The sequence below is a fragment of the Amycolatopsis alba DSM 44262 genome (assembly GCF_000384215.1).
Classification (GTDB): domain Bacteria; phylum Actinomycetota; class Actinomycetes; order Mycobacteriales; family Pseudonocardiaceae; genus Amycolatopsis; species Amycolatopsis alba.
The window spans coordinates 307,699-326,772 of the sequence record NZ_KB913032.1 but is presented as its reverse complement, the minus strand read 5'-3'; the positions used below and the strand labels follow the sequence as shown (position 1 = coordinate 326,772).

17 protein-coding genes are annotated in these 19,074 nt (G+C 70.6%); 7 read left to right on the top strand and 10 right to left on the bottom strand.

Features of this window, described 5'->3' with window-relative positions; genetic code table 11:
• Positions 1–25: 25 nt before the first annotated feature.
• Entirely contained in the window at positions 26–202 is a 177-nt protein-coding gene (locus AMYAL_RS49780) for a hypothetical protein (RefSeq protein WP_020629511.1), read from the top strand.
• Here the strand turns inward: AMYAL_RS49780 and AMYAL_RS0101400 are convergent.
• Both AMYAL_RS0101400 and AMYAL_RS0101395 read right to left on the bottom strand, forming a co-directional pair.
• Positions 195–581, bottom strand: coding sequence for a hypothetical protein (locus AMYAL_RS0101400; RefSeq protein WP_020629510.1), 387 nt, complete (start codon positions 579–581; stop codon positions 195–197). The two genes, AMYAL_RS49780 and AMYAL_RS0101400, sit on opposite strands and share 8 nt — an antisense overlap.
• 49 nt (positions 582–630) lie before the next feature.
• Positions 631–1,944 carry a serine/threonine-protein kinase gene (locus AMYAL_RS0101395; protein WP_020629509.1) on the bottom strand — a complete coding sequence of 438 codons (1,314 nt, stop codon included), beginning with the start codon at positions 1,942–1,944 and terminating at the stop codon, positions 631–633.
• A gap of 144 nt (positions 1,945–2,088) precedes the next feature.
• Here AMYAL_RS0101395 and AMYAL_RS0101390 point away from each other — a divergent pair, with 144 nt between their 5' ends.
• Both AMYAL_RS0101390 and AMYAL_RS0101380 read left to right on the top strand, forming a co-directional pair.
• Positions 2,089–3,186 (top strand): sialidase family protein, encoded by a 1,098-nt coding sequence (locus AMYAL_RS0101390; protein WP_084702301.1) that lies wholly within the window; start codon positions 2,089–2,091, stop codon positions 3,184–3,186.
• 140 nt (positions 3,187–3,326) lie between these two features.
• On the top strand, positions 3,327–4,160 hold the full coding sequence (locus AMYAL_RS0101380) for an SAM-dependent methyltransferase (protein ID WP_020629507.1): 834 nt from the start codon (positions 3,327–3,329) through the stop codon (positions 4,158–4,160).
• 196 nt (positions 4,161–4,356) lie between these two features.
• Here the strand turns inward: AMYAL_RS0101380 and AMYAL_RS0101375 are convergent, their stop codons facing one another.
• From AMYAL_RS0101375 to AMYAL_RS0101365, 3 genes are all read right to left on the bottom strand, one after another.
• Positions 4,357–6,198, bottom strand: coding sequence for a M48 family metalloprotease (locus AMYAL_RS0101375; protein ID WP_245192742.1), 1,842 nt, complete (start codon positions 6,196–6,198; stop codon positions 4,357–4,359).
• Between the two features lie 161 nt (positions 6,199–6,359).
• Complete coding sequence (locus tag AMYAL_RS0101370) at positions 6,360–7,193, bottom strand: aldo/keto reductase (RefSeq protein ID WP_020629505.1); 834 nt, start codon at positions 7,191–7,193, stop codon at positions 6,360–6,362.
• 28 nt (positions 7,194–7,221) lie between these two features.
• The gene (locus AMYAL_RS0101365; RefSeq protein WP_020629504.1) at positions 7,222–8,403 is read right to left on the bottom strand and encodes an MFS transporter; all 1,182 of its coding nucleotides are present in this window, start codon (positions 8,401–8,403) and stop codon (positions 7,222–7,224) included.
• A gap of 143 nt (positions 8,404–8,546) precedes the next feature.
• On the opposite strand from AMYAL_RS0101365, the gene AMYAL_RS0101360 reads away from it, so the two are divergent.
• Genes AMYAL_RS0101360 through AMYAL_RS0101345 form a run of 4 tightly spaced genes read left to right on the top strand, consistent with a single transcriptional unit; the run spans position 8,547 to position 11,475 of the window.
• A complete protein-coding gene (locus AMYAL_RS0101360) occupies positions 8,547–8,999 on the top strand; it encodes a MarR family winged helix-turn-helix transcriptional regulator (protein WP_020629503.1) in 453 nt (150 codons plus the stop codon).
• 49 nt (positions 9,000–9,048) lie between these two features.
• Positions 9,049–10,506 carry an amidohydrolase gene (locus AMYAL_RS0101355; RefSeq protein WP_020629502.1) on the top strand — a complete coding sequence of 486 codons (1,458 nt, stop codon included), beginning with the start codon at positions 9,049–9,051 and terminating at the stop codon, positions 10,504–10,506.
• A 40-nt stretch (positions 10,507–10,546) separates the two neighbouring features.
• Positions 10,547–10,951, top strand: a complete 405-nt coding sequence (locus AMYAL_RS0101350; protein ID WP_020629501.1) for a hypothetical protein — start codon at positions 10,547–10,549, stop codon at positions 10,949–10,951.
• Between the two features lie 59 nt (positions 10,952–11,010).
• Positions 11,011–11,475 carry a DUF2127 domain-containing protein gene (locus tag AMYAL_RS0101345; protein ID WP_039795132.1) on the top strand — a complete coding sequence of 155 codons (465 nt, stop codon included), beginning with the start codon at positions 11,011–11,013 and terminating at the stop codon, positions 11,473–11,475.
• Between the two features lie 9 nt (positions 11,476–11,484).
• Here AMYAL_RS0101345 and AMYAL_RS0101340 read toward each other — a convergent pair whose 3' ends face one another.
• The 5 genes from AMYAL_RS0101340 to AMYAL_RS0101320 all read right to left on the bottom strand — a co-directional run bounded on the left by AMYAL_RS0101340 (position 11,485) and on the right by AMYAL_RS0101320 (position 18,981).
• A complete protein-coding gene (locus tag AMYAL_RS0101340; protein ID WP_020629499.1) occupies positions 11,485–12,183 on the bottom strand; it encodes a PP2C family protein-serine/threonine phosphatase in 699 nt (232 codons plus the stop codon).
• Between the two features lie 183 nt (positions 12,184–12,366).
• Entirely contained in the window at positions 12,367–14,229 is a 1,863-nt protein-coding gene (locus AMYAL_RS0101335; RefSeq protein WP_020629498.1) for a glycosyltransferase family 39 protein, read from the bottom strand.
• A gap of 4 nt (positions 14,230–14,233) precedes the next feature.
• Positions 14,234–15,487: a bifunctional glycosyltransferase family 2/GtrA family protein gene (locus AMYAL_RS0101330; RefSeq protein ID WP_020629497.1), complete on the bottom strand. Its 1,254-nt coding sequence runs from the start codon at positions 15,485–15,487 to the stop codon at positions 14,234–14,236.
• Between the two features lie 73 nt (positions 15,488–15,560).
• On the bottom strand, positions 15,561–17,444 hold the full coding sequence (locus AMYAL_RS0101325; RefSeq protein ID WP_020629496.1) for a glycosyltransferase family 39 protein: 1,884 nt from the start codon (positions 17,442–17,444) through the stop codon (positions 15,561–15,563).
• A 4-nt stretch (positions 17,445–17,448) separates the two neighbouring features.
• Positions 17,449–18,981 (bottom strand): sensor histidine kinase, encoded by a 1,533-nt coding sequence (locus AMYAL_RS0101320; RefSeq protein WP_020629495.1) that lies wholly within the window; start codon positions 18,979–18,981, stop codon positions 17,449–17,451.
• Between the last annotated feature and the right edge of the window lie 93 nt (positions 18,982–19,074).

Here is a 19,074-nt window from a genome sequence, read left to right as displayed (position 1 = left end):
TGGAGGTGGAGAGGGAGGTGCCGCGATGACCGTGCATGCCAGACGCTACGGCCGGTGGTGCCGCGAGCATTTCGAGACCGAGCCGGAACAGGACCGGAAACAGCCCGCGGAGGCCACCGCCACCCCGGACGTCCCCGATGCCAGGGCCGAACAGGCCGGGGCCGGTGACGTTCCGCCGGGGAGACCGGGTTCGCTCAGCTGAGCGTCCGCCGGTACCAGACCCGTTTCGGGCCGGGAAGGCCGATCCGGGAGACCAGGTCGGTCACCACCCCGCCGATGATCAGCCACAGCAGGGCGGCCAGGCCGTCGTTGAACAGCGTGCTCAATTTGGCGCCGTCCGGGGTGAACAGGTCGCGCAGTCCGAGCGAGACCGCGCGAGACCATTGGTCGATCAGCTGCGCGAACCCGTTGCCGGGATTCGCTTCGCCGAACACGAGCAGGATGTGCACGATCAGCACCAGCGCGAAGATCCAGCACATCGCGTGGACCAGGGCGTTGACGACACGCACGACACGGATCCTCGCCGGTGTTTGTTCGACGATCTCTTCCTGTGGCTCGCGCGGGTCATTGAGATAGGTCATCGCCGTCTCCCATCATCGTCCACAGTGGACAGCCTGGCCGGGCGGACGCTCAGCCAGGTGGCTGGGGTTTGGTCTTCGTCTTGGTCTTGGTCTTCGAACCGCTCGGCTTGTGCGAGATGCTCGGATCGCCGCCTGCCGGGGTCGAGTTGTCCGGCGTCGTCGTGACGCCGACGCTTTCGGTGACGCGGGGCGGATTCGCCGAGACCGGCACGACTTCGGTCACCACGACCGTGCCGTGGGTCGCTTTCGTGCCCTGGGTGGGCACTTCGGCGGCCTTCGAGGACTGCGGGGACTGTCCGGCCGCCGGACTGGAGGCGCCTGTCGCCGCCGGGAGCGGTGGCTCGCTCGGCTGGAGCGGAAGGTTCGTCCCGGTCTGGTTGAACGCCAGCAGCACGCCGACGGTGATCGCGGCGGCGGGTGCGCTGATGGCGGCGACCACCGCCGCCCGCTTGCGGGTGCCGGTGCCGAGATGCGCGACCTTCGTCCCGGTCGAGTCCTCCAGCAGGATCCGGGAGATCGCCGCCGCGGTCGGGCGCTGTGACGGCTTCTGCGCGGTCATCCCGCGCAACAGCGTCGTCATGGTCACCGACAGCCTGGCGGGGATCCGGGGCGGCCGGTGCAGCCGCCCGATCGCGGCCTCGACCGGCGTCCCGGTGTACTCCCGTTCCCCGGACAGGCATTCGAGCAGGACCAGGCCGAGTGAGTAGATGTCGGCGGGCGGGCCGACGTTCTCGCCGCGGACCTGTTCGGGCGCCATGTACGCCGCCGTGCCGACGACGCCGCCGGTCTCGGTCACCCTCGTCGCGTCGAAGGCGTGCGCCACCCCGAAATCGCCGATCAGCGGGCCGTCGTCGGCCATCAGGATGTTCGCCGGTTTCAGGTCACGGTGGGTGATTCCGTGCGCGTGGACGTGGGCGAGCGCGTCGGACAACCGGGCGGCCAGTTCGACGACCGCGTCCTGGGAGAGCGGGCCGGAACGCAGGCGCTGGGCCAGATTGGGCCCGTCGACCAGCCGCATCGTGAGGTAGGTGTAGCCGTCGTCCGAGCCGGCGTCGTAGAGCGGGACGAGGCCGGGGTGCCGGACCGAGCTGAGGGCCTCGATCTCCTGTTGCCGTCGGCGCTCGTCGCGGGTCATCGTGTCGGCGTGGAACAGTTTCAGGGCGACCTCGCGCCGTTCGTGCAGGTCACGGGCGCGGAAGACCCGCGCGGTCGCGCCGCGGCCGAGGAGGTCGCCGACCTCGTACCGGCCGGCGAGTTTGCGCGGCAGATGGTCCGGATCGTGGACGTTCAGGCTGAAGCGACGCTCCGTGGTCCCCGCATCGGATTCCTCGTCGTCGTCACCACGCGAACCCGCGTCGTCCATCGGTGCTACCTCCGTCTCACCGGCCGAACGCCGTATACCCGGTCCGGCCCTGTGCGAAACAAGGTTTGAGAGCGTACCGGAGATGATCTGGGGGCTCACCCCGAATGGCGGGCAACCCCCGCGAAGGCCGCACGTCTCGTGGTCATGAAGCCGAACCGGTGGGCCGCGCTGGCCGCCACCGCCTTGACCGCCTTCGCCGTCTGCACCCCGGCCGCTGCCGCGGATTCGCTGGTGCCCAAGGGTTTCGCCCCCGCGTCGACGAGCTGGACCGGACCGTCGCGCGGGTTCGTCCTCGGGTTCTCGCCGTGCGGGAAACCGGGATGGTGCGCGTCGCTGCTGTCGACGTCCGACGGCGGGAAGCGGTGGCGGCACGTCGGCGTCCCGCCGATCTCCTTGCCGGACAACCACAATCAGGTCAAGCTCGCCGTGATCGACGAGCACGACGTCTTCCTCTCCGACGGCAACCGGCTGCTCGCCAGCCACGACGGGGGCGGCACCTGGTCGGGAGTCCGGCTCGCCGGGGTCCGGGAACCCTTCTATGTTTCGAAAATAACCGAATCAGGGCCGCGGGTGTTCGCCATGGTCACCGGTTTCGGCAGCCCGTCGACGACGACCTTGTATTCCGGGCTCTCCGGCGCGCGGGTTCTCCAGCCGGTCACGGGGTTCACCGTCACCGGCTCTGTGACCTACGGAGATGTCGCCACCAGCGGCGGCGTGCAGGTGTCGATGGGGGCGGACTACCGCGTGCAGAAGTACTGGACCTCGTCCGACGGCCTGGCCTTCACCGCCGCGCCGCCGCCCTGCCCGGCCGACAGTTCGGCTCTGCTGAGCGGAATCCGGCGCGGGCGGGTGCTGGCGCTGTGCAGCGGGGGACCGGGCACGCCGCAGCCGGGGGCGACCGTCCGGCGGCTGTGGCGGGCGCCGAAGCTCGGCGGGCGGTTCACCGGATCGGCGCAAGCGCCCATTCTCGGGATCAACCAGAGCTTCAGCGCCGCTTCGCCCGCGGCGGCGACCGTCGCGGCGGAAGGCGGCGGCACCGGATTCCTGCACAGCACGGTCGACGGCGGGGTGAGCTGGACGACGACCGTGCTCAGCGGTCGCGGGGTCTGCCTCAACGATCTGGACTTCCCGGACGAACGGGTCGGGGTAGTGGTCGACGGGCTGCCCGACGCCGACGGGGGATCGGCCGTCTACCGGACCACCGACGGCGGAGCCACCTGGCGCGAGCTCGTCTTCGGATGATCATCGCAGGTAACCAAGGCCCTTGGGGAGTTCACTTACCGGTACGCCATGTCGTAGCCTGTGCACTGTCCGTCGATGTCGAGGGAGCCGTGGACCGTGTTCGCCGCGATCCGCACACGGCTGAAGGGTGGAGCGTGTCCATGACTTCGGACGAGGTCCGGTCTGTGCCGAGGCGCCCGCTCCCGCCCCTCGACTACGACAAACCCAATCTCGCCCGGATGAAAGACGCCCTTCTCGGGGGACACGACCACTACGAGATCGACAGGCAAGCCGTCGACGCCTTCCTCACGGTGGCCCCCGACGGCGCCGCGGTGGCCAAGGAGTTCCGGTCCTGGGCGACCAGGGTGGTCCGGTTCCTCGCCGGCGGCCGCGGGGTCGGCCAGTTCCTCGATCTGGGCTCCGGCATGCCCTACATCGAGAACACGCATCAGACGGCGCAGCGGTACAACCCCGACGCGCTGGTCATCTACGTCGACGACGACCCGGTGGTCCAGGCGCACGGTTTGGCGTTGCTGGAAGACCACCTCGTCCACGTCAGCGGCGCGGATCTGCGCGATCCCGAGCAGACGCTGAGCGATCCGGTGATCGCGGAGCATCTCGAACTCGACCGCCCGGTCGCGGTGCTCTTCAACGCGGTGCTGCACCACATCGAAGACCTCGGCAGGGCGCAGGCCATCGTCCGCGGCTACGTCGACGCGCTCGCTCCCGGATCGTATCTGCTGCTCACGCACTATTACACCGACGGCCAAGGTCCGCGCGGCGCGTTCGCGCGGAAGCTCGACGGCCTGATGGGCAGCATCGGTTACCCGACGGTGCACCGCAGCCGCGAGGAGATCGAGTCGCTGTTCGACGGGCTGAAGATGCTCGACCCCGGCCTCGTGCACCTGCACGAATGGTGGCCGGAGGGCCCGCGCCTCGCGCCGCTGACCCAGCTGAACCACCTGAGCCTCGGCGGCGTGGCGATCAAACCCTAGCGAGAGTCTCGTCCACGGACACCAGCCCCAGCCGGCTGTCCCGGATCCTCCGTTGATCAAGGACCGAGACCGGAGCAAGCCCGCGACGGTGAAGGAATCTGGACACTGAACGTCCCGAATCCTGCATCGTCGTCCCCTGTCACCCGCTGAATCGCCACTCACGAAGTCAGCCAGGGCGTCACCGAAGCCGCCGTCCTCAAGCCTTCAGCGACCCGAAGAAGGCCGTCAGTTCGTCGTGCGCGGTCCCGAAGTCCTCGGTGTTGCCGGTCATCGCCAGCTCCAGCGTCTCGCCGTCGGAGAGGTCCAGCGTCAGGTAGGCGGTGAGCTTCCGGCGGGGGAAACCACCCGCGACGATGTCCGTGAACGGGATCCGCCGCGCGCCCGGTTCGGCGCGCAGGTCGTCGAGCCCGCGTTCCCGCAGCTTCCGGATCCGTTTGCGGTCCGACACCCCGCGCGCCCCGATCAGGCCGGCGAGACCGCGGCGGATCAGTACCGCCCGCGCCATCGGCAGGAGCACCACTTCGGTGTCGCAGACGATCAGGTCGTAGAGGCTCCGCTTGGCCTTCAGCGCGGTGAACATCCCGAGCATCCGGGCTTCGGCGGGATCCGGCTCCCGGTGGGGCTCCTGCTTGCAGAAATACGCGGCCGGCACGTTCAGCAGCTGCAGGTTGTGGACCAGTTCGTCGACCGCGCGCGGGCTCTGCACCGCCGGGCCGACCAGTTCGACGACGTCGAACGGCTCGCCGTCACCGAGGCACAGTTCCCAGCCGCCGCCCCAGTTCAGGCGGTGCGCGGCGACACCGTTGTCGATCATCGCGGCGGTGACGGTGTCGGCGAACAGTTCGGTCAGCAGTTCGCGGCCCTCTTCGCGGGACGGGGCCCTCAGGGGTTTCGCGAGCGCGTCGGCGTCGCCGTCACGCAGGACCCGCACTACCTCGCCGATCGTGCCGCGCGGCGCCAGCCTGCTCTCGATCCCGGCCGAGGTCAGCAGCTTCGCGCCCTCCGCGACCGAAGCGCGGCCGGCCCGCTTGATGACCTCGTCCCAGTCCGCCCGCGGCCCGACGTCGCGGATCAGCACGTCGAGTTCCGCCTCGGGCACGTCGACCTTCGGCGCGCCCAGCAGCGCCCAGCCCGGCCGCGCGTCCGGCTTCACCGGGTTGTCCGGCACACCGGCCAGTGCGGCGATCCGCCGCTTCGTGGGCGGATGGCTGTCGTACTTCGAGAGCTCTTCGCCGTCGATGACGTCTTCGGCGTACTCGGCCATCCAGTCCCGCTGCACCGGGTGGTTGAGGTACGACCGGAACCCCAGCAGTACCGCGGGAGTGCGCCGCGCCGTCGCGCCGAGGGAGAGGTAGCGCTCGGCGTAGTCCTTCCAGAGCGGGCTCAGCGTCGCGGCCTTCCGCAGGGCCGCGGCCGCCGTCCGGCTTCCCGCCGCGAGTACGGAAGCCTCGTCGGCCTGCAGTTCCTGCCGCCGGTTCGCCGACCGCGCGACCAGCAGGTACAGCTTCGAGTAGGCGGAGAGCAGGGCCCTGGCGGGGCCGCCGTCCAGCCTGTCGACGGTGAAGGCGAGCGTCTGGGTGCCGCGGTAGGTCAGCGCGAGCAGGCGGGTGTGGCCGCCGCTGTAGTGCCCGAGTTCGTGCGCGAGCACCGAGCGCAGTTCGCTCACGCTCATCGCGGCCAGCAACGGCAGGCCGATCAGCATCGTGCGGCGGCCCGGTCGCAGGCCGAGGAACCGGGCGTCCTCGCTGACCGCCGCGTTGATCTCGCCGATCAGCACGATCTCGTCCGGCGGGCGCGTCTTCACCTGGGCGGCGAGGTCGTCGATCATCTCCCACAGCGCGGGATGGGCGTCGCGGTCCAGCCGCGGTCCCTCGATCGGAGGACGCCGTGCCCGCAGCGCGCTCACCAGCCCGAAGCCGAGCGCGATCATGATCGCGAGCCCGGCACCCATGATGTAAATGCCGCTTTTGCCCGGAATTTGCAGGCCGGCCACCACACTGGCGACACCCACCGCGACGACCACCACTGGGAACGCCACGAGCAGAAGTGTCGCGAGGACGGCGCGTCCTCGGGCCTGCATCGTCCGGTTACCTCTTTTCGCACAACTGCCGTCAGTGCGGCCGAATAGTAACCGGCTGCCCAAGACCTCGTGAGCGGTAAGGACGGTTAGAACCGTCCTTACCGCTCACGGGGCTGGTGCTACGCGACGTTGAAGGTGTCGGGATCCGGCCCGGTTCGCAGGCCCCGGTCCAGCACGGCCAGCGAAGCGATGTCCTCCTCCGACAGGGCGAATCCGAAGACGTCGAGGTTCTCCTTGATCCGCGACGGCGTCACGGATTTCGGGATCACGACGTTGCCGAGCTGCAGGTGCCATCGCAGGACGACCTGCGCCGGAGTGCGGCCGTGCTTCTCCGCGAGCGCCTTCACCGCGGCTTCGCCCAGGAGGTCGCCGCCCTTGGCCAGCGGGCTCCACGCCTCGGTCACGATGCCGTGCTTCGCGTCGAACTCGCGCACCTCGGCCTGCTGCAGGTACGGGTGCACCTCGACCTGGTTGACCGCCGGGGTCACCGCGCCGGTGTCGAGAAGCCGTTCGAGGTGGGCGGGCTGGAAGTTCGAGACGCCGATCGCGCGGACCCGGCCGTCGGCGTAGAGCTTCTCGAAGGCCTTCCACGTGTCGCGGTAGAGGTCGCGCTCCGGTGTGGGCCAGTGGATCAGGTAGAGGTCCAGCTGCTCCAGGCCCAGCTTCGCCAGGCTGGCGTCGAACGCCTTGAGCGTGGCGTCGTAGCCCTGTGCGCTGTTCCACAGCTTGGTGGTGATGAACAGCTCGTCGCGGGCGATCCCGGACTCGGCGAGCGCCTTGCCGACACCGGCTTCGTTGCCGTAGATCGCGGCGGTGTCGATGCTGCGGTAGCCCGCGTCCAGCGCGGCCTTGACCGCGGCGGTGGTCTCCTCGTCCGGCACCTGGAAGACGCCGAACCCGAGCTGCGGCATCTCCACCCCGTTGTCGAGCTTGACGGTGGGAATGTCGGTCACTTGCGTTCCTTTCGTGGGTGTTCACGGGTCAGGCGGCGGGGGCCAGTTCGGCGCGACGAGCCTTTCGTCGCCCGTGGTCGAGCATGCCTGAGATGACCGCGACCAGCAGTCCGGCGAGCGCCAGGGCCGCGCCGATCCAGCTGGACGCGGTGTAGCCGAGACCGCCCTCGATGGCCTTGCCGCCGAGCCACGCGCCCCCGGCGTTGCCGAGGTTGAACGCGGCGATGTTGGCGGCCGAAGCCAGCGCGGGCGCGCCTTCGGCCTTGTCCATCACGCGGGCCTGCAGCGGCGCGACGGTCGCGAAACCGGCGGCGCCGAAGACGGCGATGGTGATCGCGGCGGGAACCTGGGCGTGCGCGGTGAAGACGAACACGACCAGCACCGCCGCGAGCGCGGCGAGAATGACGTACAGGCTCGGCATCAGCGACCGGTCGGCCGCCTTGCCGCCGATCAGGTTGCCGACGAACAGGCCGGCGCCGAACAGCACCAGCAGCCAGGTCACCGCGCCGGGGGAGAAGCCGGCGACCTCGGTCATCATCGGGGCGATGTAGGTGAAGGCCGCGAACACCCCGGCGAACCCGAGCGTGGTCATCGCCAGCGCGAGCCAGACCTGGAGCCGCCGGAAGACGGCGAGTTCGCTGCGCAGCCCGGCGCTCTCCGACGTCGCCTGTACCGGTACCAGCGCGAGGATCCCGATCAGGCCGATCACGCCGAGGACGCTGACGGCCCAGAACGTCGAGCGCCAGCCGAACGCCTGCCCGAGTGCCGTCCCGGCGGGGACGCCGAGGACGTTGGCGACGGTCAGCCCGGTGAACATCAGCGCGATGGCACTGGCCTGTTTCGCGGGCGCGACCAGCGAGGAGGCGACGACCGCGCCGACTCCGAAGAACGCGCCGTGCGAGAGCGCGGCGATCACGCGGCCGGTCATCAGCAGGCCGTAGGTGGGGGCCAGCGCGGAAACGACGTTGCCTGCGATGAACAGGACCATCAGGCCGACCAGGACCGTCTTGCGCGGTATCCGTGACGCGAGCGCGGTCAGCAGCGGGGCGCCGACCACGACGCCGAGCGCGTAGCCGGAGATCAGCAGCCCCGCGGACGGGATCGAGACGCCGAAGTCGCTCGCGACCTCGGGCAACAGGCCCATGATCACGAATTCGGTGGTGCCGATACCGAAGGCGCTGATCGCCAGTGCGAGCAGAGCGGCAGGCATGGAGGCCTCACTTCTTCCCGTAGAGTGGTGGTGTCTGGCGTGAGCAACTACAAGCGCCTGAGATAGTTGCACGCGCCGCATATTGCACACGCTTGATGATGCACGACGCAACAAAGCTCGGGCAACCGGGGAAGAGGTGAACCGTGTCACTGGCCGACGACGCCGTGGAAGCACGCGCTCAGGGCTGGCGGACCCTCGCCGCACTGCACGCGCGGATCGAGGACGCGCTCGAGCGCGCGCTGGCGCAGAAGCACGAGCTGTCCGTCACCGAGTACACCGTGCTGGACGTGCTCGCCCGCCAGGACGGTTTCCACCTGCGGATGAACCAGCTGTCGAACGCCGTCGTGCTCAGCCAGTCGGCGACGACGCGGCTGGTGTCGAGACTGGAGGACAGGGGACTGCTGCAGCGGTACCTGTGCGCGGACGACCGGCGGGGGATCTACACGGAGGTCACGCCGTCGGGGCAGGAACTGCTCGCGGCGGCGCGGCCGACGCACGACACCGTCCTCACCGAGGCGCTGGCCGCCGCCGAAGAGCTCCCCGAACTCGCGCCTTTGGTCGCCGCGCTCGGAAAGCTCACCTTCGCCCGCTCCTGACTCCTCGCATTCAGAGGACTAAACGCGGCCAGGCTGGCAAAGTGAGGGCGTGGACGATCTTCTGGTGCGCCGGGTCCGGGTCGGCTTGGCGGGTTCCCTGTCGGACGTGCTGATCAAGGACGGCCGGATCGCGGCCATCGCGGGGCCGGGGCAGGCGGGTGAGGCGTCGGAGAGCCTGGACGGTCACGGCGGCACGCTGCTGCCCGGCCTCGTCGACGCGCACGTGCACACGGCGCAGTGGTCGGCCGCGCGCCGCCGGATCCCACTGGGGGAGGCGACGTCCGCCGCGCATACGGTCGACCTCGTGCTCGCCCACCTGCTGGCACATCCCGCGCCTCCCGGCGAACTCGTGCTCGGCGCCGGGTTCCGCGACGGCCTCTGGCCGGATACGCCGCACAAGGACCTGCTGCAGAAGGCGTTGCCGGGGCATCCCGTCGCCCTGTTCAGCGCCGACCTCCACACGCTGTGGCTCAGCCCCGCCGCGCTGAAGCTCGTCGGCCGCGAGCATCCGACCGGTGTGCTGCTGGAGAACGACTGTATGAGCGCGACGGCCGAACTCCCCGTCGCCCCCGAAGCGGTCATCGACGGCTGGGTCGCCGACGCGCTCGACGCGGCGGCCGCCCGCGGCGTCACCGAGATCGTCGACTACGAGTACACCGACACGGTCACCGCCTGGCGGCGACGGCTGGCGCGGAAACCCTTACCGGTCCGGGTTTCCTGCGTGATCGCGAAATATCTGCTCGAAACCGCCGTCGAACGCGGCCACCGCACCGGCGACGTCCTCCCGGACACCGGCGGGCTGCTCACGGTCGGCCCGTTCAAACTGTTCGTCGACGGTTCGCTCAACACCCGCACCGCGTACTGCGTGGGACACTACGCCGGAACCGAGTCCCACGGGCTGCTCGAACTGCCACCCGAGGAGCTGGAACCGTTGATGCGCAAGGCTTCCGAGCACGGCCTTTCACCCGCGGTGCACGCGATCGGCGACCACGCCAACAAGATCGCGCTCGACGCCTTCGAGAACGTCGGTTGCGCCGGCCGCATCGAGCACGCGCAGCTGCTGCGTGCCGAGGACGTCGCGCGCTTCGCCGAGCTGGGTGTCGTGGCGAGTGTCCAGCCCGCTCACCAGCCCGACGACCGCGACGTCGCCGACCGGCACTGGCACGGCTGGACCGATCGGGCCTTCCCTTACGGCGCTTTGCATCGCTCCGGGGTGACGCTGGAGTTCGGCTCGGACGCGCCGGTCGCGCCGCTGGACCCGTGGGACGCGATCGCGTCGGCGGTCAGCCGCACCGACGACGGCCGTCCGCCCTGGCACCCCGAACAGGCCATGCCGCTGGAGGCCGCGCTCGCTGCGGCGTCCGGCGGCCGGGCCTCGGTGGCCGTCGGGGACGTCGCGGATCTGGTCGTCACCGCGGTGGATCCGGCGAAGCTGTCCCCGGCAGGGCTGCGCGACATGCCCGTCACCGCCACCGTGATGAACGGCCGGGTCACCTACACGTCCTGACCTCTTCCCTTGCCGGCGCGCAACGCCCTAATGGGAGGGCATGGACCACCGCCTGCTCGACCGGATCCGCGACCTCCACGGTTCACTCGGTGCCGATCTCTCCTGCATCACCCGGATGGTCGAGGACGGCACACCTCGCGCGGACCTGCTCCGCGATCTCGGGGAACGGCTCACCGACCTCGGCACGGCGCTGCTCCGCCATTCGGACGACGTCAACGCCGACGTGCTCGCGAAGCTGCCCGGCGAGGGCTGGCTGCCCGAGGCGGGCGTGCGCCATCAGGCGCTGGCCGTTGCCCACAACGTCGGCGGGCGGCCGCTGCGGTGCGGGCGGATCTACCTCGCCGTCTGCGGCGCGCCGTGCTTTCCCTTCTACGGCAGGGACCCGTCCGGCCGGACGGCGCGGCACGAGCGGTGCCGGTCCTGCGGAGACCGCCTGTTCCGGTGACGGTGGCTGCGGGCGGCGACCGGGTGCGGCAAGGTGAGGTGATCGCGGAGGGAGCGTCCATGAGCACCGAGAAGCTGTTCCGGATCGCCATCACCCTGAAGGGGCTCGATGGCGCTTTGCAGCTGGTGGGCGGGCTCGTCCTGATGATCGTCCCGGCGTCGGCCGTCACCGGTTTCGCGCACGCCGTGGTCACCCGCGACCTGCTCGGCGACCCGGAGGGGACGCTGGCCCGGCACCTCGAACTCGCCGCCGGTCACTTCGTCGAGGGCCGGACGTTCGCCGTCGTCTACCTCGTCGCGCACGGACTCGTCAAACTCGGCCTGGTCTGGGCGCTGGCCCGCAAGGTGATGCGCGCCTACCCCGTGGCCGCGGTCGTGCTTTCGGCTTTCGTGGTCTACGAGATCTTCCGCGCGATCCACACGCACTCGCTCGCGCTGCCGTTCTTCGCCGCCCTCGACGTCCTGATCGTCGTGCTGGTCCTGCGCGAGTACCGGCAGCTGAAGAGGGATCGCGTCGCGGCCTGACCGCCCGGTTCAGGCCGCGACGCGAAACTTTTCCGTGGCGAGATCCGCACCGGGCGGATCCACCACGATCGCGGTGGCGTTGTCGGAGCCACCGAGCGAGATCGCCGTGCGCACCAGCTCCGTGGCCGCCCTGTCCGGCATCCCGAGGATGTCGAGCATGGTCGGCCCGCTGAGCGTCTTGTGCACGCCGTCGCTGGTGAGCACAAGCCCACCGGCGGTGACGGTGGCCGTGCCGATCTCGTGAGCATTGGCCGTGCGGACGCTGGTGGTGACGACGTGTTCCATCCGCGGTGTCACGGGTTGGTCGTGGTCGCGGAAGTACTGCGCGAGCGTATGGTCCTTCGTCACCTGCCGCACGGTGTAACCGTCCCAAGCGTACGCCCGCGCGTCCCCGACCCACGCGATGCCATACCCGTCGCCGGTCTGGACGGCCACGACGAGGACGCAGTCACCGGCCCCGCCGAGTTGAAGCACAGCGCGCTGAGCAGCCAAAACAGCCGCGACCGCGCCTTGCTCGACCGGTGTCCTGGCCGCCGCCGATGCCGCCGTCCGCGCCGCGCGTGCCGCGTTCGGGTGATCTCCGACTCCATCGGCCAGCGCGAACACGATCCCCGCCCCGCCCGCGGCCGCGTACGCCCCGACGGCGTCCGCGTTGTGCTCGCGCGGCCCCTGCGCGCTCGCCGTGTGCCAGTGTGGAAGTTCCCTCATGGTCTTCTCCTCACCCCTGGGTGATCCCTGCTTCCAGAGTGCGCCCGGATCCTGTGCTGGGGCTGAGGGTTCGGTGATAGGTGCCTGTCGGCCGGATCTCGCGTGATCAGACCCGGAACTCGCGTGATCGGAGACGGGACTCGCGTGATCACGCGAGTCCCGCCTCTGTCGAAGCGTCTTCCGTCAGCGCGAGAGCAGGTTGTACACCGTCTGGTCGCCGACCGTGGTGGCGGTGAAGTTCGCCGTGACCCATTCGGAGATCTCGTTCGAGCCGCCGCCGGGACCACCGCCCCGGCCGCCCTCGACGTAGTACGTGATGTCGCCGTCGGCCACGTACTGCTGGAACTCCGCCAGCGTCGGCGCCGGATCCGAACCGCTCCAGCCGCCGATGCCGATCACCGACTTCCCGCTCGCGAGTTCCAGGCTCGCCGCCGACTGGGAACTGGACGTCGCCGCCGCCCACTTCGTCGTGGTCGCGGCGAGCACGGTCCCGATCTCGGCCGACGCGGTCTCGTCCATCCCCGGACCGCCGCCCATGCCCCGGAAATCGCCGGTGACCGCCGGTCCGGACGTCGGGATCGACCCGGAATGCGCCTGCGAAGCGGTTTCGACGGCGTACGCGGTGGTGCCGAGCCCGACGGCCAGCACGGCGACCGTCGCGACGACGGCGACGAGTTTGCGCATCGGCGGGACACCCACCAGCACGACGGTCGCCGTCACCAGGCCGAGCCCGACGATGATCCAGCGCAGCACGGGCAGCCAGTCGGCGTCGCGGTCGAGCAGGATGTACGCCCAGACGGCGCTGGCCGCGATCATCAGCGACAGGAACACCCTCGGCGCGAGATGCGCCCGGCCGCGCCACAGCGAGGTCCCGGAGATGGCCACCACGGCGGCGATCGACGGCGCCAGCGCGACGGCGTAGTACGGGTGCACGATGCCGCTCATGTAGCTGAACACCAGCGCGGTGACGAGCATCCAGCCGCCCCAGACGATCAGCGCCGCCCTGGTCCGGTCGGTCCCGGCGGCCCGCCTGGTGAACCACAGCCCGGCGACCAGCCCGATCAGCGCGGCGGGCAGCAGCCACGACACCTCGCCGCCGAAGCTGGCGCCGAACATCCGGGTCAGGCCGCTCTCACCGCCGAAGCCGACGTTCCCGCCCATGCCCCCGCCCGAGGTCCCGACCATCATGCCGCCGCCACCGCCGCTGCCGCCGAAGATCCGGCCGAGCCCGTTGTAGCCCAGCGCCAGTTCAAGCAGGCTGTCGTCGGTCGAACCACCGATGTACGGCCGTGAAGCGGTCGGCCACAGGTCGACCAGCGCGATGAACCAGCCCGCCGAGACGACCACCGAGACCACCGCCCCGAGCAAGTGCAGCAAGCGTTTGCCCAGTGAGGCAGGCGCGGCGATCAGGTAGGCGAGACCGAACGCGGGCAGCACGAGGAACGCCTGCATCATCTTGGTCAGGAAGCCGAACCCGATGGCGGCACCGGCGAACGCCAGCCAGCGCGGGCTCGCCTTCTCGATCGCGCGGATCGTGCAGTACGCGCCGGCGATCAGCAGCAGCGTCAGCAGCGCGTCCGGGTTGTTGAACTTGAACATGAGCGCGGCGACCGGGGTGAGGGCGAGCGCCGCTCCGGCGAACAGACCGGCCACGGGCCCGGAGGTCCGCTTCACCGTCAGGTACAGCAGACCGACCGAAGCGACCCCCATCAGCGCCTGCGGGGCCAGGACCGTGAAGCTGGAGAATCCGAAGAGCCGGGCGAACGCCGTCGTGACCCAGAGCGCGGCCGGGGGTTTGTCGACGGTCAGCACGTTCCCTGCGTCGAGGGAGCCGAAAAGCCACGCCTTCCAGTCCTGCGTCCCGGACTGCACCGCCGCCGCGTAGAACGAGTTGCCGTAGCCGGAGGCGGTCAGGTTCCAGAAGTACAGCAGCGCGGTGGCGGCGAGCAGGCCGAAGACCGCGGGACGGACCCAGCGGCCCGGTGGCTTCGCGACGTCTTCCTCGACGGGGCCGGGCTCCACACGGGAAGCGAGTGCGGTGGTCATGGGGTCAGCTCTCCATCTCGGTGGCGGGACGGCGGCGGAAGACCCAGCCGCGCAGCAACAGGAAACGCAGCACGGTGGCCGCGAGGTTCGCGAGCACGAGCACGGCGGTCTCGAGCGGCAGTCCGGGCGCCGTCATCATGTGCAGCAGCGCCAGCGCGCCGCTGGTGAGCGCGAGCCCGAGGCCGAACACGATGAGCCCCTGGAACTGGTGCAGCCCGGCGCCTTCCTTGCCGCGGATGCCGAACGTCAGGCGCCGGTTGAGCGCGGTGTTGCCGATCGCCGTCACCAGCAGCGCGACGAAGTTCGCCACCTGGGCGCCGGTGAACGTCCGCAGCAGCAGGAACAGCACGAGATAGGCGACGGTGCTGGCGACGCCGACGGCGGCGAACCGCACCAGCTGCCGCACGAGGCTCGGCGCCACTCCTGGCGCCCGCACCTGGATCGGCGCGCGGCCGAGCTGCTCGCGCAGGCCGCTGATCCGGATCCGGCCGGTCATCGTCGCCTTGGCCAGCCGGGCGATGCCTTTGAGGTCGGCGGTCGCGGTGGCGACGATGTTCACCGACGAGTCCGGGTCGTCGACCCAGTCCACCGGGACCTCGTGGATCCGCAGCCCGGCCTTCTGCGCCAGCACCAGCAGTTCGGTGTCGAAGAACCAGCCGGTGTCCTGGATGTGGGGGAGCAGCCGCTCGGCGACGTCGGCGCGGATCGCCTTGAACCCGCACTGCGCGTCGCTGAACCTCGCCGCCAGCGTGCCGCGCAGGATCAGGTTGTAGCAACGGGAAATGAACTCCCGCTTCGGCCCGCGCACCACCCGCGCGCCGCGGGCGAGCCTGCTGCCGATGGCGAGGTCGGAATGCCCGGACAGCAGCGGCGCGACGAGCGGGCCGAGCGCGGCCAGATCGGTCGAGAGGTCGACGTCCATGTAGGCGAGTACCGGAGCGTCCGAAGTGGACCAAACGGCTCGCAGCGCCCGGCCGCGGCCTTTCTCTTCCAGGTGGCGGACTTCGACGTCGTCGAACTCTCGGCCCAGGCGTTCCGCGACCCGCAGGGTGCCGTCGGTGCTGGCGTTGTCCGCGACGGTGATCCGGAACGGGTACGGGAACTGCTCCACGAGGTACGCGTGCAGCCGTCGGATGCACGGCTCGAGGTCGGTTTCCTCGTTGTAGACCGGGATGACGACGTCGAGCACGGGGGAGCCGGTCGGGGCGATGGCGGGGCGGCGGCCGGTTTCGGCGCCGGAGATGATCGCGGCTGTCATAGCGTCAATCTCGGTCATCGCGCTGAGTCCGGCTTGTGCCGAAGCTGTGCTGTCGCTGTGTTCCGTCACGGGTTCACCGGCTCAGGTCGTAGACGGTGACACCGTCCACAGTGGTCGGTGTGTAGGTCTCCGCGACCCAGGCGGCGATCCGCTCGGCGGCGTCGCTGCCGGTCTCCCCGCGCATCATCATGCCGTCGCCGAGGAAGTAGTGGATCTGTCCACTTCGGACGTACTCCTGGAACTGTTCCAGCGTGGGAGCGGGATCCGTGCCGTTGAACCCGCCCACGGCCATTACCGGCGCCCCGCCGCCGAGCTGATAGCCCGCCGCGTTGTTGGAGCCCACCGTCGCGGCCGTCCACGTGTAGTCCGCGTTGTCCCCGGCCAGGAGTGCGGCGAGTGCGTCGCCGGGCAGGCTCGTCCCGAGCAGTCCGCCGCCGGGCCCGCCTTGCCCGCCGATGACGATCCCGCCGCCACCGGGGCCCATCCCGCGTCCGGTCTGCGGTCCCGCCGAGGGCAACGCGCCGGAATGCGGGGTGGCCGCTGTCGCGACCGTGTACGCGCCGGTGCCCGCGAGCACGGTGACCAGCGCGCCGACGGCGACCAGACGCCTTGCCACGTCAGGTAATCGGGCCGCGAAGAAGACCAGGAACCCGCACAGGAGGCCGGCCACGAGGATCGCGATCGCCAGTCCGGGAAGCCAGTCGGATTGCCGCGACAGCAGGAGATACGCCGTCAGTGCGGTCAGGCCGATCCCGGTGCTCAAGGTGCCCGCGGCGGCCGGATTCGCCCGTGCGCGCCACAACTGGACGCCCGCGATCCCGACGAGCGCGGCGATCGCGGGGCCGAGCGCGATCATGTAGTACGCGTGGATGATCCCGCCCATGTAGCTGAACACCACGGCGGTCACCAGGAACCAGCCGCCCCACACGATCAGCGCCGCGCGCCCCCGGTCGGTGCGCGGTGCGCGGCGGGTGAACCACAGCCCGGCGGCCAGCGCGAGGACGGCGGCGGGCAGCAGCCAGGCGATCCCGCCCGCCATCTCGCTGCCGAACAACCGGTCCCAGCCGGTGCCACCCCAGCCACCGTTGCCGCCTCCGCCGACACTGCCGACCTCGTCACCGGTGATCCGGCCGAAACCGTTGTAGCCGAAGACGAGTTCCCACAGGCTGTTCTCCTGCGAGCCACCGATGTACGGCCGGTCGGCGGCGGGCCACCACGCGACGACGGCGAGATACCAGCCGGCGGAGAGGAGGGTCGCGCTCAAAGCTCCGAGCAGGTGCAGCAGGCGTTTGCCCAGCGACGTCGGCGCGGCGATCAGATAGGCGAGCGCGAAGGCGGGCAGCACCAGGAACGCTTGCAGCATCTTCGCGAGGAAGCCGAAGCCGACGGCGGCCCCGGCCAGCGCCAGCCAGCGCGGACTCGCGTTCTCCAGCGCGCGGACGACGCAGTAGGCGCCCGCGACCAGGAGCAGGACGAGCAGCGCGTCGGGATTGTTGAACCGGAACATCAGCGCGGCGGCCGGGGTGAGCGCGAGGACGGCACCGGCCAGCAGACCCGCGGCAGGACCGGAAGTCCGTCGCACCGCGGCGTACAGCAGCGCCACGGAACCGACCCCCATCAGCGCCTGCGGCACCAGGACACTCCAGGCGTCGACGCCGAACAGGCGCGCGGAAAGGCCCATCACCCACAACGCGGCCGGGGTCTTGTCGACCGTGATCGCGTTCGCGGCGTCGCTGGAGCCGAAGAACAACGCCTTCCAGCTCAGTGATCCGGCTTGCGCGGCCGCCGAGTAAAAGGCGTTGGCCCAGCCGGATTCACCGAGGTTCCAGAGATAGAGGACGGCGGTGGCGAGCAGAAGCGCGGCGAGGGAGGGCCGGACCCAGCGTGGGTCGGCGGGCCTGCCTCGGGCGGGTGGAGCGTCTCGATCGGCTTCGTCGCGGGAGGCGAGGAGGGTCATGGCCTCAGCGTCGGGGGCCGACCTGGGGTGCCCTTGTGCCGAAGCTGTGCACCCGCTGTGAGGATCCGATCACCGGCAGGTGGACGGCGAACTCGGTGTGCCCCGGACGGCTGTGCACTTCGATCGTGCCGTGATGGGCCACGACGATGGCCGACGCGATCGCCATCCCGAGCCCCGTGCTGCCCGCCGTCCGCGATCGCGAGGAGTCGCCGCGGGCGAAGCGCTCGAACACGCTCGGCAGGAGTTCGGGGGCGATACCGGGGCCGTCGTCGGTGACGGTCAGCACCGCGGCCCCGGTGCGGGAGCGGCTCAGCGCGGTGATCACGGTGGTGCCCGGCGGGGTGTGCGTGCGCGCGTTGGACAGCAGGTTCGCCAGCACCTGGTGCAGGCGCTGGACGTCGCCGCGGACCAGCACGGGGTCTTGCGGAAGTCGTAGTTCCCAGCGATGGTCGGGGCCTGCGACGTGCGCGTCGCCGACGGCGTCCGCGGTCAGCCGGGTGAGGTCGGCCTCGCCCGCTTCGAGCGGCCGTCCGGCGTCGAGCCTCGCCAGCAGGAGAAGATCCTCGACCAGCGTCGTCATCCGGGCGGCTTCGGACTGGATCCGCGACATCGAATGCGCGACCTCCGCCGGGACCAGCGAGCTGCCGCGCCCGGCCAGTTCGGCGTACCCGCGGATGGCCGCGAGCGGGGTGCGGAGTTCGTGGCTCGCGTCCGCGACGAACCGGCGGACGCGGGTCTCACTGGCGTGGCGGGCTTCCAGCGCCTGCGCGATATGCCCGAGCATGAGGTTCAGCGCCGAACCGACCTGGCCGACCTCGGTCCGCGGATCGGTGTCGATCTCGGGCACCCGCACGGAAAGCGCGACCTGGCCGCGGTCGAGCCGCATCGCCGACACCCGGCCCGCGGTCGCCGCGACCCGGTCGAGCGGCCGCAGTGTGCGCCGGACCGCGAACGCGCCGAGGAACCCGGCACCGGCGACACCCGCCGCCGCGACCCCGAACAGGATCCACCCGACCGTGGTCAAGGTGTCCTGCATCGGCCCGAGGGGGAGTCCGGTGACGACCACGCCGCCGGGGATCGAGACGGCCTGCACGCGGTAGTCGCCGAGATCGCCGAGTGTCGTCGTCATCGGCGGCCGGTCCGCCGGGATGGAGAACAGGCCGGACTCCTGTTCGGCCGACAGTCCTTCGGGAAGTCCTTGCACCGTAAGGACTCCCGCGTAAAGCACCCGGTCGCCGGAGAAGCGCACGCTGAGCGTCCCGGAGGCCTGGCCCGGCGCGTTGAGCGGGTTGGGGCCTGGACCGTCCTCGAACGGCCGGTTCGCGAAGTCGTGAGCGCGGGCCGACGCGGCCGAGAGCTGGCCGTCGATCTGACCGGTGAGGAACGACCGCAGGGCGATCTCGCTGGCGACGCCGATCACCAGGCAGACGAAGGTGAGCAACAGCACCATCGAGCCGGTCAGTTTGGCGCGCAGGGAAAGCCGCCCGTGCCGGGACCACCGGCGCGGGCCGGTGGTCGGGACCGGACCGGGTGCCATGCCCACGAGCGTGCGCCGAGGTCGTATGTGCGCGTTGTGACCCGCCTGTGAGCCCGCTGTGCGCGTGGATCACAGAAAGGTCTGACGGCGGGC

Coding starts and splice junctions, on each gene's coding strand:
- AMYAL_RS0101395 (WP_020629509.1), bottom strand. CDS start 1,944: ATGGACGACGCGGGTTCGCGTGGTGACGACGACGAGGAATCCGATGCG.
- AMYAL_RS0101350 (WP_020629501.1), top strand. CDS start 10,547: ATGGACCACCGCCTGCTCGACCGGATCCGCGACCTCCACGGTTCACTC.
- AMYAL_RS0101365 (WP_020629504.1), bottom strand. CDS start 8,403: ATGCCTGCCGCTCTGCTCGCACTGGCGATCAGCGCCTTCGGTATCGGC.
- AMYAL_RS0101390 (WP_084702301.1), top strand. CDS start 2,089: ATGAAGCCGAACCGGTGGGCCGCGCTGGCCGCCACCGCCTTGACCGCC.
- AMYAL_RS0101345 (WP_039795132.1), top strand. CDS start 11,011: ATGAGCACCGAGAAGCTGTTCCGGATCGCCATCACCCTGAAGGGGCTC.
- AMYAL_RS0101380 (WP_020629507.1), top strand. CDS start 3,327: ATGACTTCGGACGAGGTCCGGTCTGTGCCGAGGCGCCCGCTCCCGCCC.
- AMYAL_RS0101335 (WP_020629498.1), bottom strand. CDS start 14,229: ATGACCACCGCACTCGCTTCCCGTGTGGAGCCCGGCCCCGTCGAGGAA.
- AMYAL_RS0101325 (WP_020629496.1), bottom strand. CDS start 17,444: ATGACCCTCCTCGCCTCCCGCGACGAAGCCGATCGAGACGCTCCACCC.
- AMYAL_RS0101340 (WP_020629499.1), bottom strand. CDS start 12,183: ATGAGGGAACTTCCACACTGGCACACGGCGAGCGCGCAGGGGCCGCGC.
- AMYAL_RS49780 (WP_020629511.1), top strand. CDS start 26: ATGACCGTGCATGCCAGACGCTACGGCCGGTGGTGCCGCGAGCATTTC.
- AMYAL_RS0101330 (WP_020629497.1), bottom strand. CDS start 15,487: ATGACAGCCGCGATCATCTCCGGCGCCGAAACCGGCCGCCGCCCCGCC.
- AMYAL_RS0101320 (WP_020629495.1), bottom strand. CDS start 18,981: ATGGCACCCGGTCCGGTCCCGACCACCGGCCCGCGCCGGTGGTCCCGG.
- AMYAL_RS0101400 (WP_020629510.1), bottom strand. CDS start 581: ATGACCTATCTCAATGACCCGCGCGAGCCACAGGAAGAGATCGTCGAA.